The organism is Vreelandella sedimenti (assembly GCF_013416325.1).
Lineage (GTDB): Bacteria > Pseudomonadota > Gammaproteobacteria > Pseudomonadales > Halomonadaceae > Vreelandella > Vreelandella sedimenti.
On the sequence record NZ_JACCGK010000014.1, the window covers coordinates 38,930 to 54,445 of the forward strand.

The 15,516-nt window shown below is 54.6% G+C and carries 15 protein-coding genes; 5 read left to right on the forward strand and 10 right to left on the reverse strand.

Features of this window, described 5'->3' with window-relative positions; translation table 11 throughout:
- Positions 1–44: 44 nt before the first annotated feature.
- From rodA to HZU72_RS16125, 6 genes are all read right to left on the reverse strand, one after another.
- Positions 45–1,205: a rod shape-determining protein RodA gene (gene rodA / locus HZU72_RS16100; protein WP_180093867.1), complete on the reverse strand. Its 1,161-nt coding sequence runs from the start codon at positions 1,203–1,205 to the stop codon at positions 45–47.
- A 3-nt stretch (positions 1,206–1,208) separates the two neighbouring features.
- A complete protein-coding gene (gene mrdA / locus HZU72_RS16105; RefSeq protein WP_180093869.1) occupies positions 1,209–3,116 on the reverse strand; it encodes a penicillin-binding protein 2 in 1,908 nt (635 codons plus the stop codon).
- A gap of 88 nt (positions 3,117–3,204) precedes the next feature.
- Positions 3,205–3,672 carry a 23S rRNA (pseudouridine(1915)-N(3))-methyltransferase RlmH gene (rlmH, locus tag HZU72_RS16110; RefSeq protein ID WP_009286999.1) on the reverse strand — a complete coding sequence of 156 codons (468 nt, stop codon included), beginning with the start codon at positions 3,670–3,672 and terminating at the stop codon, positions 3,205–3,207.
- Positions 3,669–4,055, reverse strand: a complete 387-nt coding sequence (rsfS, locus tag HZU72_RS16115; RefSeq protein ID WP_022523156.1) for a ribosome silencing factor — start codon at positions 4,053–4,055, stop codon at positions 3,669–3,671. Before rsfS ends, rlmH begins: the two co-directional genes overlap by 4 nt.
- 78 nt (positions 4,056–4,133) lie before the next feature.
- Positions 4,134–4,793 carry a nicotinate-nucleotide adenylyltransferase gene (gene nadD, locus HZU72_RS16120; RefSeq protein WP_180093871.1) on the reverse strand — a complete coding sequence of 220 codons (660 nt, stop codon included), beginning with the start codon at positions 4,791–4,793 and terminating at the stop codon, positions 4,134–4,136.
- A gap of 9 nt (positions 4,794–4,802) precedes the next feature.
- Complete coding sequence (locus HZU72_RS16125; protein ID WP_180093873.1) at positions 4,803–6,110, reverse strand: glutamate-5-semialdehyde dehydrogenase; 1,308 nt, start codon at positions 6,108–6,110, stop codon at positions 4,803–4,805.
- A 198-nt stretch (positions 6,111–6,308) separates the two neighbouring features.
- Between HZU72_RS16125 and HZU72_RS16130 the strand changes: the two genes are divergently transcribed.
- Genes HZU72_RS16130 through HZU72_RS16140 form a run of 3 tightly spaced genes read left to right on the forward strand, consistent with a single transcriptional unit; the run spans position 6,309 to position 9,530 of the window.
- Positions 6,309–7,163 (forward strand): hypothetical protein, encoded by an 855-nt coding sequence (locus tag HZU72_RS16130; protein ID WP_180093876.1) that lies wholly within the window; start codon positions 6,309–6,311, stop codon positions 7,161–7,163.
- Positions 7,160–8,089: a diguanylate cyclase domain-containing protein gene (locus tag HZU72_RS16135; RefSeq protein WP_180093882.1), complete on the forward strand. Its 930-nt coding sequence runs from the start codon at positions 7,160–7,162 to the stop codon at positions 8,087–8,089. The genes HZU72_RS16130 and HZU72_RS16135 overlap by 4 nt, the downstream gene beginning before the upstream one ends.
- Positions 8,090–8,132: 43 nt before the next feature.
- Entirely contained in the window at positions 8,133–9,530 is a 1,398-nt protein-coding gene (locus tag HZU72_RS16140) for a bifunctional DedA family/phosphatase PAP2 family protein (RefSeq protein ID WP_180093884.1), read from the forward strand.
- Between the two features lie 18 nt (positions 9,531–9,548).
- On the opposite strand, the gene HZU72_RS16145 is transcribed toward HZU72_RS16140, so the two are convergent.
- From HZU72_RS16145 to mpl, 3 genes are read right to left on the reverse strand one after another with little or no spacing between them, the layout of a single operon-like run.
- Complete coding sequence (locus HZU72_RS16145; RefSeq protein ID WP_180093886.1) at positions 9,549–10,172, reverse strand: LysE family translocator; 624 nt, start codon at positions 10,170–10,172, stop codon at positions 9,549–9,551.
- Positions 10,173–10,175: 3 nt separating this feature from the next.
- A complete protein-coding gene (locus HZU72_RS16150) occupies positions 10,176–10,820 on the reverse strand; it encodes a flavin prenyltransferase UbiX (protein ID WP_180093888.1) in 645 nt (214 codons plus the stop codon).
- Positions 10,817–12,241: a UDP-N-acetylmuramate:L-alanyl-gamma-D-glutamyl-meso-diaminopimelate ligase gene (gene mpl / locus HZU72_RS16155; protein ID WP_180093890.1), complete on the reverse strand. Its 1,425-nt coding sequence runs from the start codon at positions 12,239–12,241 to the stop codon at positions 10,817–10,819. The genes HZU72_RS16150 and mpl overlap by 4 nt, the downstream gene beginning before the upstream one ends.
- A 256-nt stretch (positions 12,242–12,497) precedes the next feature.
- Here mpl and HZU72_RS16160 point away from each other — a divergent pair, with 256 nt between their 5' ends.
- Entirely contained in the window at positions 12,498–12,884 is a 387-nt protein-coding gene (locus HZU72_RS16160) for a glutaredoxin family protein (protein WP_180093892.1), read from the forward strand.
- A 68-nt stretch (positions 12,885–12,952) separates the two neighbouring features.
- Here the strand turns inward: HZU72_RS16160 and HZU72_RS16165 are convergent, their stop codons facing one another.
- Complete coding sequence (locus HZU72_RS16165; protein WP_180093894.1) at positions 12,953–13,501, reverse strand: hypothetical protein; 549 nt, start codon at positions 13,499–13,501, stop codon at positions 12,953–12,955.
- A 297-nt stretch (positions 13,502–13,798) separates the two neighbouring features.
- On the opposite strand from HZU72_RS16165, the gene HZU72_RS16170 reads away from it, so the two are divergent.
- Positions 13,799–15,379: an ABC transporter substrate-binding protein gene (locus HZU72_RS16170; protein WP_180093896.1), complete on the forward strand. Its 1,581-nt coding sequence runs from the start codon at positions 13,799–13,801 to the stop codon at positions 15,377–15,379.
- Positions 15,380–15,516: the final 137 nt, after the last annotated feature.

Below are 15,516 nucleotides of genomic sequence, written 5' to 3' on the forward strand. Positions count from 1 at the left end.
TATCCATTACCGAGCAACATTAGCGTCTGAAGCAGGCAGCGTCGCTAGCGCGACAGTAACCGACGATGCGCATGTATCGACATGAGAATACCGAAACCCGCTAACAAGGTCACGCTAGAGGTGCCGCCATAACTAACCAACGGCAGCGGCACTCCCACCACGGGCAAAATGCCGCTCACCATGCCCATATTGACGAACACGTAGATAAAAAAAGTTAAAATGATGCTGCCTGCCACCAAACGCCCAAAGGTATCTTGCGCGGAGCTTGCCATCCACAAACCACGGCTAACAATCAATAGATACAGGAACAGCAGCACCAGCATACCCACCAAACCAAACTCCTCGCCCAACACGGCAATGATGAAATCGGTGTGTCGCTCAGGTAAAAACTCTAACTGGGACTGGGTACCCTGCAGCCACCCCTTGCCCCATAGCCCTCCACTACCTATGGCCGTGGTCGACTGAATAATATTCCAGCCTGACCCCAACGGATCGCTTTCAGGGTTGAGAAACGTCAATACCCGCTGACGCTGGTAGTTATGCATATTCATCCAGAGCAGCGGCACACCCGCAGCTCCTAGGGCAGCAATAAATCCAATTAAACGCCATGACAAGCCCGCCAATAGCACTACAATAAGGGCCGCGCTAGATACCAGCAGCGAAGTACCCAAATCAGGTTGGATCGCGGTTAGCACCACAGGCACGCCAATAATGACCCCGCACACGACAATATCACGCAGGCGGGGCGGTAGTTCGCAGCGATTTAGATAGGCAGCAACCATTAACGGGGCTGCTAACTTCATCATTTCCGATGGCTGAAAACGTATCACACCAGGAATCACTAGCCAGCGCTTCGCCCCCATGCCCACATCACCCACTACATCAACGGCAATCAGCATGGCTACGCCAACGCAATAGGCCAATGGCGCGAAGCGCAAAAAGGTCGAGGGAGAGAACTGGGCAATAATTACCATGCCTACCAGCGCGATAAGAAAGCGCACGCTTTGACCAATAACTGCATCAATAGATTGTCCGGAAGCGCTGTAAAGAACGATTAAACCGCTCCCCATCAGCACCAGCAGTAAGCCTAGCAGCCAAGGATCAAGATGAATTCGCTCCCAGATACTTTTACGCCGGGCGATACCACTCTCAGGCGGACGAACAGGATGGCCACGCATCGAACGGGCTATATAATGCCAAGGCATGGCTTAGTTTCCCTCCACATTGGCATCATCTTCTTCCAATACTTCACGCACTTCCTCTACGTCGGGGGCCTCATCCTCAAGTAACCAGGCATCGGTCATTGCACGAGCCAGGTGCGCCGCGTGGGTACTGCCACCACCAGCATTTTCAACAATAACCGATACAGCAATCTGGGGGTCATCCAACGGCGCAAAGGCCATAAACAGCGCATGGTCGCGCAGTCGTTCGGCCAACTCATCGGCGTTGTAGCGCTGATCCTGCCCCAGCGAAAATACTTGTGCGGTGCCTGATTTTCCGCCCATGCGGTACTCAAGGCCCACACCGGTTCGCCGGGCAGTGCCTTCCGTGCCACTAATCACCTTTTCCATGCCGCTGAAGACACGATCCCACCAGCTATCATTGGCGAGCACAATATCATCTAACGTATCCGGCAGATCACGTGGCACAGGGGTATCACCAATCTGACGGGCCAGCCTTGGTTTCACCCAATGGCCCCGATTGGCCAGCGTTGCGGTAGCACTGGCTAGCTGGAGAGGCGTTACCTGCCAATAGCCTTGCCCAATCCCCACCGAGAGGGTTTCCCCAGGATACCAGGGCTGGTTAAAGCGGCCACGCTTCCAATCTCGCGAAGGCATCAAAGCACCACTCTCTCCCTGAACGTCATGGGCTACACGTCGGCCAAAGCCAAAATTACTCATTTGATCATGTAAATCATCAATGCCTAAATCGTGCGCAAGGGTATAAAAATAGGTGTTATTAGATACCGCTAAAGCTCGTTCTAAATCTACCCGCCCGTGCCCCCAACGCAGCCAGTTGCGATAGCGTCGGGAATCATTAGGCAGTTGGTAGTAACCAGGGTCGTTGATGGTGCTGTCTGGAGTGATTACCCCTTCCACCAACCCCGCGAGCGCAAGAAAGGGCTTAATCGTAGAGCCGGGAGGATAGTGACCGCGAGTCGCGCGGTTAAACAGAGGGAGATCAAGGTCTTGCTGCAAATCGCGATAAGACGCAACATCAATACCGGTGACAAACTGGTTACTGTCAAAACCCGGTGTCGATACCATGGCAAGGATCTCACCAGTACCCGGCACGATAGCCACAATGGAGCCGCGACGACCATCCAGCAATTCGTAGGCCAGTGTTTGCAGCGACTTATCCAGGGTTAAGGTTAGGTTCTTACCAGGCACCGGATCGGTTCGCCCAAGCTCCCGCAAGACTCGCCCGCGAGCGTTTGTCTCAACTTTGCGCAAGCCTGCCTGGCCGTGCAGCTCTTCTTCATAAAAACGCTCAACCCCCGTCTTACCGATAAAATGAGTCCCTGCGTATCGACCCGCGTCCAGGGTTTCCATCTCTTCGGCGTTAATCCGCCCAACGTAGCCCAGTGTGTGTGCCATGATTTCGGCATCGGGATAGTAGCGCAGCGGCTGAGCCTCTATCTCGACCCCAGGCAGACGGTGACGATTAACCGCCAAACGGGCAATTTGCGCTTCGCTTAAGTCACTGGTAAGAAGGGCTGGCTGGAAAGGACGCTGGCGTTGGCGTGAACGCACATTGAACGCCTCGATCTCCTCTTCAGGCAGTTCAAGCAGGTCGACCAATAGCGCCAGGGTTTCGTCTAGGTTATCGACACGCTCGCGAACCAGCGTGAGGTTGTAGGTGGGACGGTTTTCAGCCAGCAGCACACCGTTGCGGTCATAGATCAAACCGCGGTTCGGCGGCAGCGGCTCGACGCGAACCCGGTTATTTTCGGAGCGCGTGCTGTACATATCATGCTGGACGATCTGTAAATAAACCAAGCGACTCGTTAGCAAGCCTGCAAGCGTAAAAACCACTAACACCGCGAGTAGCGCTCTAACACGAAAAATACGCAGTTCTTGCTCGGAGTTTTTTAGCGTGTTGGGGCGCTTGAGCATGGCAACGATGACTCTCAAATCAAACAATCAAATCAAATAAAAGGCGCAGCTGGCCGTAACAGTGATCGCTCACCATCTCAGTTAGCCGTCAGCGGTGATAAGGGTGACCTACCAGTAGTGTCCAGGCACGGTAGAGCTGCTCGGCCAGCATAATCCGCACCAGTGGGTGGGGCAGCGTCAGCGGGGAGATCGACCAGGTTTTGTCAGCCGTCGCAGAGAGTGAGGGCTCGAGACCGTCTGGCCCCCCTACAAGCAGGACAATATCTCGCCCGGCCATACGCCAAGCATCGGCTTCTTGCGCTAACTGTTCGGTGGTCCAAGGCTTACCTTTGACTTCCAGCGCGACTAGATACTCGTCGCCACGCAACTTATCGCGAATTCGCTGCGCCTCTTGGGCGCGCGCCTTCGCGATATCTGCATTTTTGCCACGCTGACCGAGGGCAATTTCTTCTATCTCGAGATTAAAATCTCTCGGCAGCCGCTTGCGGTAAGTATTTACGCCCTCTTCTACCCAGCCAGGCATTTTGCTTCCCACCGCTAACAGCCGGATCTTCATGACATGCCGGCTCGCTCTTGGAAGCGCTCAAGAGAGTCGCCAATGGCACCCGAGTCGCTAGGTAGATCGGCCCATAGCCGCTCTAAGTCATACAAGGTGCGTGCCTCGGGCATCATTACGTGGACAACAACATCCCCCAAGTCAACCAGTACCCAATCAGCGTTATCGCCACCTTCAACGCCCAGCGGGCCAAGCCCTGCAGCCTTGGCTTTTTCCACGACGTTTTGCGCCAGGGCAGCCACATGGCGAGTCGAAGTGCCGCTGGCAATTAGCATGAGGTCGGTAACCTCGGTTAATTTGGCAACATCCAACTGCGTAATGTCACGTGCTTTCAGTTCTTCTAGCGCGTCAACCGCTAGATTTTTCAATGTATCGATGTGCATGACTCCTAAAGACAACCTTATTGGTTAATCGGTCAATAAAGCCGGCCATTGTAACGGCTTCTTTGATGACTGCCAGCGCTATTCGCGTTGTCGATAAAGTCCGTCCTGCGTAATGGCCAATTCAACGGCTTCTGGCAGTAAATAGCGCACGCTTTTCCCGGCCTCCAAACGCTCGCGGATATACGTTGCCGAGATCGCCATCAGTGATGGCAGTTCCAACGGCAGATAGCCGCCGCAAGGCCGATGCATCAATGCGTCTACGCTATCGACTCTGCGATGCGCCACCAGTTCCATTAATGATTCCGGTAACGGATCGTCATAACCCGGTCTGGCAATCACCACTAGATGAGCAAACTCAAACAAGCGCTCAGGCTGGTGCCACTGGGCGAGCCGCAAGAAGGCATCAAAACCAATCGCCATCACCAGACGGGCCTGTTCGCCAACTTCCGCACGCAGCTCAGCCAGTGTATCGACGCTATAAGAGGGGCCGTCACGGCGCAGCTCGCGGTCATCGGCGATCAGCCCGGGCGTCGCACCGATACCCGCTTCTAATAGCGCCAACCTCTGTGTCGCCGAGACTTGGGGTCGCCCGCGTAGCGGTGGCTGTTGAGCCGGTATCATGTGTAGCCGATCAAGCGACAGCGCCTCATGCAACTCTACCGCGCTGCGCAAGTGCCCCAGATGAATAGGGTCAAAGGTGCCGCCTAACATGCCGATACGCTGCTCCGTTTGACTCATGCCACCACCCTATTCACGTACCTGGCCATCGCCAAATACGACGTATTTCTGAGTGGTTAGCCCTTCCAAACCAACAGGCCCACGGGCGTGAAGCTTGTCGGTTGAAATTCCGATCTCAGCGCCAAGCCCGTACTCAAAACCATCGGCAAACCGAGTAGAGGCATTAACAATCACCGAACTGGAGTCGACTTCCGCCATAAAGCGGCGTGCGAGTGAATAATCCTGGGTGACAATCGCATCAGTGTGGTGAGAACCGTACTGTTCAATATGGGCAATCGCTTCATCGATACCATCGACCACTTTGATTGCCAGTACAGGGGCCAAATACTCGGCATACCAATCGGCTTCTTCAGCAACTGCCGCCTGTGGCAACAGTGCCTGCGTACGCTGGCAGCCACGCAGTTCAACTTCATGTTCGGCATAAGCGCGGGCCAGCTCCGGCAGCAGCAGGTCAGCAATCGGCGCATCAACCAGCAACGTTTCCATGGTATTACAGGTGCCGTAGCGATGAGTTTTCGCATTGACCGCGATGGCTAGCGCTTTGGCGGGATCAGCAGTGGTATCGATATATACATGACAAACACCGTCGAGATGTTTGATAACCGGTACGCGGGCATCACGGCTGATACGCTCAATCAACGACTTTCCACCGCGGGGGATAATCACGTCGACATATTCCGGCATGCTAATCATTTCACCCACCGCCGCGCGATCAGTGGTGGCGACCACCTGCACACTACCCGCTGGCAGGCCTACATCAGCTAACCCTGCTTGAATACAGGCACTAATGGCGGCATTTGACTGGCTGGCTTCCGACCCGCCGCGCAAAATACAGGCGTTACCCGACTTCAAACATAGGCTGGCGGCTTCCAGGGTCACATTGGGGCGCGACTCGTAAATAATCCCGATGACGCCCAGCGGTACGCGCATTTTGCCCACTTGGATGCCGCTAGGCCGATAACGCATATCGCCAATTTCGCCCACCGGGTCGGGTAAGCCCGCTACCTGCTGTAGCCCTTCAATCATGGCGTCGATACGCGCGTCATTCAGCGCTAAGCGATCCAATAGCGCGCTTTCCAAACCGCTCTCGCGGCCACGCTGTAAATCCTCTGTGTTGGCATCCAGTATTTTGGCTCGCGCATCGGCCAAGCGCTGCCCCATAGCCATCAGCGCACGGTTTTTCAACCCGGTATCCGCCCGCCGCAGTTCACTGGCGGCGCGTCGCGCAGCTTGCCCCAAGGCCTGCATGTAGGCGGGCACATTCCCGGCAGTTAAGTGCTGATGGGCCTCGTCTTGGAACGGTGTTGAAGCGCTCATAGTGTCTCCGTGCGGAAGGATACTTTAATTTTTTAATTAACCATGTGTCGTGTTTTACATGTTTTGCTTATGTTACGTCATTTCATCGTTATACTGAGGACGATTAAGGCACTAATATGTCTCGCGTACATTTATTATCCTACAATTACTTTACTTGATGAGATACATCTGGTTATTCAGGACGAATAGTAAGTCACCATGCAAAGCAAGTACAAAATCCGCCTACTACGTGCCAACCTTTTAGCTGCTGCCGTCGCTTTGGCACTATGGACACCCGCTACCCCCCCTGCTGCTGCCCTAGTGCTGTGGCTATCAGTCGGCTGGTTACTCATCACCGCGCTGATGCTTGATTTTAGCCACCGTCGTTCGCGAGGATTGCCATGGCAAATTGTACCGGGAGCACTGCTACTGGGCTTAATTGCCGCTGCGCCAGAACGACACGGCATTTTAATCTGGGCGTGGGCAGCAATGCTGATGCTGCCGCAAAACAATTGGGTCGCCGCTTTTAACCTCAGCGCTGCACTGATTAGCGCTGTAATGGTAGCACCTCAATTAGAGGCGTCAGCGTTTGTTCTGCTGATTTGCTCACTGCTGGTGCTTGGCCTGCTGGCCTTATCCAGAGCCCAGCAGCTTATTGATATGAACGGCTCCATTCGACAACGCCTGCGATTGATCCCCGGCCTTAACCTTTGGGCCGGAGAGCAGTTACTGCGCGATATCGCCCGGGAACAAACGCGCTGCGAGCGTGAAGGCGTTCATGCGGAACTGTTTATTCTGCACGTAAAACGCCACCAACTGTGGCCAATGGCGCAAAAGCTATGCGAATTAACCTATGATTTTGAAAACGTTTACCGCTTAAGCAGCACAACGCTGGTGACCCTCATTCTTGCCCGCTCACCTAGAGAAGCCGCTCAACGACGCAGCCGACTACTCGCCGACTTACCCGACAATATTACGAGTGAACATCTTGAATTAATCGATATCGAACCGGCAACGCTTTCGGTGTTTGAAATCAGCAAACTTCCGGCTGAGCGGGTGCGGGAGACGATATGATTGAGCACCTCCCCAAACGATTAATGACCCTGGCTTATACTTCCAGTATCGCGTTGATGACGGGCTACGCACTATGGCTGTATGCCATGGGTGACTACCGCGACCTGCTGATTCCCACCTTTATGACCCTGCTGCTAATGGCAGCTCTGCTGATGCATATAGGGCAGGGCGTGAAAAGCTACCTACCGCGTATTATTCTACTCTGCAGCACCTACTCGGTAGTGCTCGGCGCTTTCTATTTTCAGCCGCAGGTATCACCTCTATGGTTAGGCCTGCCGATTACCGCCGCGTTTTTACTGTTACCGCTATGGGCTGCAATGCTAATTAATATTGCCATTGGGCCATTGTGGTGGCTGCTTCCTTCGGTCGCCTCCGCGCCACCGGCGATTATCGTGGGCTATGCTGCTTTAATACTGTTACTTGCCCTCCCCCGCTGGGAGCATGCTCGTCGCCGCGCACTCTTAAGAGCTACCGACCCCAACGACAGCGACTGCGAAGCTTTCCACATGGACACGCTAAAAGAGCGCTTACACAGCGAGTTCCAGCGCGCTGCCATGCTCAATCAGCAACTGGCAGTACTGGTACTGCATTTACCGCAGCTGGATATGGCAGCAGAGCAGTTTGGCCATCGTGCGCAAACGGCGCTGCTGGGGGCGCTATGCGGTGAAGTGAATAGCCGTTGTCGCGATCATGACGTGCTGGGGCGCGCGGACAGCGCCACTTTTTGGCTGGTTCTACCTGACACTAGTGAAAGCGGCGCCCTGTTGGTACGCGAGCGTTTACAAAGAGCTCTTTCACAGCGTGTACTGGTAGAAACTGGTCAACTGGAAGCGCGCATTGCGGCCTGCTTACCCAGTCGCACCGAGCACTTTGCGCAATATGTAAAGCGCCTGGAAACCCGCGGCGCCGCCCTCGCCAACCTCTAGTCTGCCTTTTCAATGTCTCTTATCTGACGCTGGAGTACTCTCCTTGCCGCTAGCCGATCTGCTCCACTCATTAACGCCATCGCCTGCGTTGATTGTCTGTCTGGTGCTGGTGATTTCATTAGTAGAATCACTTGCCTTGATCGGGCTGCTGGTGCCGGGCGTGGTGTTAATCACTACCGCAGCCTCCCTGGCGGGACACCAGGATCTTGGCCTGACATGGTTAATCGGTGCCGCCTTCATAGGCGCTATTTTAGGCGACGGCGTAAGTTTTTCGCTAGGCTTTAAGCATCATGAGCAGGTCACTCAGAGATGGCCCCTTTCCCTGCATCCCGAATGGTTGGGCCGCGGGGCACGGTTCTTTGAGCGCTATGGCATTTGGTCGGTGTTTATCGGCCGTTTTGTCGGCCCGGTGCGACCAATTATTCCCTTGGTAGCAGGCATGATGCGTATGCCGCCACGCACCTTTATATGGGCTAACGTCACTTCTGCAGCGCTGTGGGCGCCTGCCTATATACTGCCCGGTTATTTGTTAGGGCGTACCTGGCAGCATCATTTGAATCTACCGCCGGGTTTAGAGGCTGCACTGCTTATCCTCGCAGCGATCATTGTCGTGCTCGCGGTGATTTTCTCCTGGGGTCGGCATCAGGCGACGCGGCATGGGCGACTTTACCGGGCTATTGCTGGCAGCGTTCGCCGTATGCCGCTACTACGCAGGCCATGGCTGGCCATGAGCCAAACCGGTGATGTTCCCTTGGCTTCACTACTGTTACTGGTCATAGCGCTAGGCAGTCTGTCTGGCTGGACACTTCTGGTCATCGCCCACCATGAACCGCTTGAGATGGATCTGTTCATTCAGCAACTGTTCACCTGGCTGCAGAGCGATGTTTTGTACCTAGCGGGGAATGTTTTTGCACGCATTGGCGACACCCTGGGCATTATCGCTTTAACACTGCCTTGGGCAGCATGGATGCTGGTGAGTAAGAGATGGGAGGCTTTACTGCACTGGAGTGGCGCCTTTGCCAGCGTCGCCCTGCTAAACATAGTAGGCAAAGGGCTGTTTGGTCGTGCTCGCCCAGAAACACCGGACTACTTAATGGGCTCGTTTTCCTACCCCAGTGCCCACACCTCAACCGCTGTGGTGCTCGTTGGCCTTACAGCGGCATTCGTTGCTGCCGAGATACCCCGTCAAAAACGCTTTTGGGTGTACTGGATAGCACTAGCGCTTGCGCTGCCCATGGCGCTTTCAAGACTGGTGGTGGGCGTGCACTGGCTCAGTGACTTAGTGGGAGGCGCGCTACTCGGTTTGGTCGTTTGCGCGCTCACGCTACTTCATTGGCAGCAGCAGTTGCGCCCGCCGATGCGCCCCTGCCCATGGCTTCTGCTCAGTGTGGCATCGCTAGTGCTTATCAGCGCTCGCGTCGGCTTCCTCCCGCCGGTTTAGCTTTAAATGAGCACCGCTTTACCCCAAGGCAAGCCACAGACCTACCCCAATCATCAGTGTTCCGGCGATGCGATTCAGTAGCCGCACATTACCGCTTTTACCGAGCACATTACGTAGCGTTTTGCCACCGGTGGCGTAGACCAGCATGCTGGCAAACTCAATGGTCAAAATAACCGCGATCAGCAAGCTGAGCTGTCCCGGCAATGGACGACTACTATCCAAAAAAGGCGGCAGCAGCACCATAAAAAATGCCCATCCTTTAGGGTTTGCCACCGCGGTAACAAACCCTTGCATGGCTAACTGCAGGTGGCTAGCGGGTGGGCCCGCATCCAGCTCGCAGGGAATCGCCATGCGCCCTCGGGAGCGCCACATCATAATACCCAAATAGCCCAGGTAAGCACCGCCCACCCATTTAAACAGTACAAACAGCTCTGGCTGACGCAGCATCAACGCAGCCACCCCCGCGCCTGCGGCGGCAGCCACTAAGCCAACGCCCAGCAACTCGCCCACCATCATCCACAGCGTGCGTTTAACGCCTTGGGTCATGCCAAGCACCATGGCGAGGGTCATGCACATACCAGGGGTCAGCGAGACAAACAGAAACGTTGGCACAAAAACCGACAGCGTGGCCCACGACATCATAGATCACTCATCCTTATCTTCGACCTCTCCCCAGCGAGGCACTAGCGAATGCTCGATTCCCAACTGGTTGAGGATGCGCGCTACAATAAAATCAATCAGATCATCAATACTTTGCGGGCAGTGATAAAACCCAGGAGCCGCCGGCAAAATGACCACGCCCAAGCGGCTCAACGCCAACATGTGCTCCAAGTGAATGGGTGAAAATGGGCTTTCCCGCGGCACCAGCACAAGCATTCGGCGCTCTTTAATCGCCACGTCCGCTGCCCTCTCAATCAGGTTATTGCTAGCCCCTGTTGCAACGGCAGAAAGCGTGCCGGTAGAGCACGGGCACACCACCATGGCAGACGGCGCGCCAGAACCTGAAGCCACCGGCGCCATCCAGTCTTCGCGACCAAAGCAGCGAATCTGACCGGGCCGCGCCCCACTGCGCTCACTCAGCGCCACGGCTAAACGCTGGGGCTGTGCGGGCAGCTCAATATCTGTTTCTGTGGCGATGACCATGTGCGCGGCTTTCGAAATCATGACCCACACTTCATGACCTGCAGCGACTAGTACATCAATCAAGCGCAAACCGTATTGAGCCCCGGATGCGCCGGTGAGTGCCACGGTAATCGGCTTTTTGAACGATGCCTCGGCTCTATCTGTCACGCTTTCCCCTCCTTGGCGGCGGCTAATGCGGTGAGCAAGCGATCATGTACTCCCTCAAAGCCACCGTTGGACATCACCACAATACGATCCAGCGGTGTCGCTTGGGTGACCACTGCCGCCACCAGCGTATCAATATCGCTAAACAGCTGGGCATGCGCCCCTTGCGTGGCAACCAACTCGTCCATCGACCAGTCAAGCCCGGCGGGCTGAAACCAAAACACGCCATCAGCGTCAGCAACACTCTCAATTAACCGCTCGCGCAGGGCGCCTAAGCGCATGGTGTTCGAGCGAGGCTCAATGACCGCCAGCAGTCGCCCTTTAGTGGTTGCCGCTCGTAGCCCTTTGAGCGTCGCGGCAATCGCCGTGGGATGGTGGGCGAAATCATCGATTACCTGAATACCATTGATTTCACCACGCACTTCCTGACGCCTCCTGGGCGTTTCAAAACGCGCAAGCGCTGCACAGCCACGGGCTAAATCAACCCCACACAAATGCGCCGCTGCCAACGCTGCCAGGGCATTGCGCGCGTTGTGCTCGCCAGTCAGCGGCCACTCAACGACGCCATCTTCTTCCTGACCCTTGTTATTCTGAGAATGGCTATCCTGGCCGGGCACGCCACCGCTATAAATAACCTGGAAGCGGCTAGCGTCGGCGCGCTCTAGTTTAAGCTGCCATTCGCTCGCGGTCTGGTCGCCAAAATGCGCTACCGGCGTCCAGGCGCCCTGGCTCAGCACGCGTTCAAGGGAGGGCTGCTCATCAGCAACTAATAAGTGGCCATGACTAGGCACGGTGCGCACCAGATGATGGAACTGGCGCTCAATAGCTGCCAAGTCGGGGAAGATATCGGCGTGGTCAAACTCAAGATTGTTGAGGATGGCGATATGCGGACGGTAGTGAACAAACTTGGAACGTTTATCGAAGAAAGCGGTGTCGTACTCATCAGCTTCCACCACAAACGGCGCCTGCGGATCACCCAAACGCGCCGATACGCCAAAATTACGTGGCACGCCACCGATTAAAAACCCCGGCGCTAAGTCGGCACTCTCTAAAAGCCAGGCTAATACGCTGGCGGTGGTGGTTTTACCATGGGTACCTGCCACCGCAATGACGTGTCGGCCGGGCAGCACGTGCTCCGCCAACCACTGCGCCCCCGAGGTATACGGCAGACCGCTATTGAGTAACGCTTCAACCTCTTCATTGCCCCGTGACAAGGCATTGCCCACCACGACAAGATCCGGCGCTGGCGACAGATGCTCGGCGTGGTAGCCCTCCATCAAGGTGATGCCCGCATCAACCAACTGAGTGCTCATGGGTGGGTAAACATTTTGATCGGAGCCACTCACCTGGTGCCCCATTTCACGCGCCAGCAGTGCCAGGCTACCCATAAAGGTGCCGCAGATACCCATAATATGCAGATGCATGGCTCTCGCCCCGTTAATCGCCCGTAAACCAATTCACTAAAAGCCAAAAAATGGCGTAAAAATAGCCAAGTAGCCTAGCATGTTGAGGCTATTTGCTCATCTATTCATCGCCATAAACGCTTACAAAGCACCACTCAAGTGACAAATCTCTTTAGTTGTTGCAGGATGCGGCCACTGTTTACTTACGATGACGACCCCTTTCTTCCCACTTGTCACGCTGATGTAAGCCAACATCTCAGCACAGGAGCCTTTTTCGATGCGCATTTTAATTCGCTATTTCTTTCGTGGTCTTCGCTTGGTGCTCGCCCCGGTCATGCTGATTTCCGAGAAGCTTTCCACGCCTAAGTCAGTAGAGCGTACGCCTGAAGAGCAAGCCAAGGTGGATCAAGTGTGCCAGAACCTTGCGCTGTACCAATTTCGCACCTGCCCTTTCTGCATCAAGGTGCGCAAAGAGATAGCGCGGCTGGGTTTAAACATTGAGGTACGTGATGCTCAACTTGATCCTGCCCATAAGCAGGCGCTCTTGGAAGGGGGCGGCAAAGTCAAAGTGCCCTGCTTGAGAATCACCCACGACGATGGGCGTGAAGAGTGGATGTACGAATCTGACACTATTAATACCTGGCTGCACCAGCAGTTCGGTTAAGCGCTTTTGGTGGACATGGATAGCCTCTGAGGTCTTTTCATCAGGTCGGCAAACGTCGACCTGGAAGCTTAGAACTCTACTTTTTGCGCTTCTACATCGAACGCCACGTCGATTTCAATGCCCTCTTCCTGGCTTGGCGGTTCACCTAGTTCGATTTGCAGTAGCAGCACCCCTTCTATTCTCCCTGCCACGTGAACCGTTTGGCTGGAGCGCTCATAATGAGTTAGCGTTACCGCCACTTCTCCGCCTTCAGAGGTGAATAACGGCGGGGAAATAGCACTTCCTATTGAGTAAATGACCACTGCATTGATCAACTGCCCTTCGTTCACGGTCAGGCTAATAGAGAGCGCCTCCTTGCCTTCCCACGTCTCCTCGTCAACAGAGCCAGTGATATCAATATTGATATCGTCGCCTAGCTCTACGAATGAGGCATTTGAGTCATTACCATGACTTAAAATAAACCACTCGCGTAGCTCATCATCCAACGACCCTGCTATTTCAGGCGCAGCGTGCTCAGAGCCACCTTGATCAGGGGTACTTTGCCCCACAGGCTCAGTGGCCAAACCAGTGATAGGTAGCCAAAACCCCATCAACGCTATCCCAATTTTTTCCCACATAAGATTTTCCGTCCGATTATGCGTCGCTTTTCGCTTGCTACTTTCGTCTTAAGTAGAGCCTTCAGCGTACCGCTATTAGCCCCATCATTCAGTAGACGAATGATGCCTGTCATTATTTCGATTGTATGACGCGATAGGCACTCTCTATGTTGTAAGCCTAGGTTGTACGCTTGTGTTGTAAATAGACTTAACAACTGACCGTGTCTGTTTTACTGACGCTTTCCTAGCGGGAAGGGTGCTTCTAGCTAAGAAAACGGCGGTAAAACGAACAATAAACAATGATTTAAGGGAACGATGATGACGCTCAAGAAAACCTTACTGGCTTCCGTTATTGGTGCAGTGGTTGCGGGTACGACGTTGCTACCGATGACTGCAAGTGCTGAAACCCTGCGCATTGGCTACTCCGCTGACCCTGAAACACTCGACCTCCATGAGCAGCTTTCTGGCGGCGTGTTGCGCTTTTCTCATATGGCATTTGATCCGCTGGTTCGCTGGACAAAAGATTTTGAGTTTGAGCCGCGCTTAGCCACCGAGTGGGAACAAGTCGACGAAACCACCATGCGCATGACCTTGCGCGAAGGTGTTACTTTCCACTCAGGTAACGAATTCACTGCCAAAGACGTGGTATGGACCATTGAGCGTCTAAAAGAGAGCCCTGACTACCGCGCTATTTTTGAGCCGGTTTCCAGCGCCGAAGCGGTTGACGACTACACCGTTGAGATCGTCACCGCCGAACCTTACCCGCTGCTACTCAACCTGGCTACCTACATCTTCCCGATGGATAGCGAGTTCTATAGCGGTGAAACCGACGAAGGCAGCGACAAAGCTGAAATTGTTAAAGCAGGCAACTCCTTTGCTTCGCGCAATGTTTCCGGTACTGGTCCGTTCATGGTCACTGACCGCCGTCAGGGTGTACGGGTAGATTTTGAGCGTTTTGAAGATTACTGGGATACCGAAAGCGAAGGCAACGTCTCTAATATCGTGCTGACGCCCATCGCTGAGAATGCCTCACGAGTTGCTGCCCTACTCTCTGGCGGTGTCGACTTTATTGATGCCGTGCCTCCCAACGATTTGGATCGCGTACGCGAGGCCGACGGCGTTAATCTGGTAGAGGTTGATGGTACGCGTATCATTGGCTTCCAAATGAACGAAGAGCGCGTTGAAGCCTTCCAGGATGCCCGCGTTCGACAAGCGGTCGACCTGGCTATTAACCAGGAAGGCATTGCTGACCGGCTCATGCGCGGCTTTGCTAACCCTGCAGGGCAATTCTCACCTGAGGGTTACTCAGGCCACAACCCAGATTTAACGCCCCGCTACGACATTGAGCGCGCCAAAGAGCTGATGGCCGAAGCGGGCTACGAAGAGGGCTTCAGCGTTGAAATGATCGCCCCGAATAATCGCTACGTGAACGACGCCCAAATCGCCCAAGCGGTTGCCAACATGCTGGCGCAAATCAATATTGACGTGGATTTACGTACCATGCCCCTGGCGCAGTACTGGCCTGAGTACGATACCCGCCAGTCCGATATGGCGATGATCGGCTGGCACGCGGATACCGAAGATACCGCTAACTTCTTCCAGTACCTCTCTTTCTGCTTCGATGAAGAGACCGGTGCTGGCCAGTACAACTACGGTGGCTATTGCAACGAGGAGATCGACGCACTCGTCACCGAAGCAGATAGCGAAACCGATCTGGAAAAACGCAACGAAATGCTGCGCGAAGCCGAAGCCATGCTCTATGAAGACGTCGGCTATATCACACTGCACTGGCAGAACCTTGCCTACGCAGCCGCTGAAGGGGTTGAGATTGAGCCGGTAGTTAACGCTCTTGACTTTCCTTACCTCGGTGACTTGGTCATTAATCGCAGCGACGATTAAGCGCCCACAGAGCTAATTGATTGAATGCCTAGCATTTAATTAAAAGAGTCACTGCAGCGTTAACCGCCAACGAGTAAACCGCAAGGATGCTTCGCTCCCTAAGCGTTTAGGGAGCGAAGCCTTTTGGCTGGCAGTTC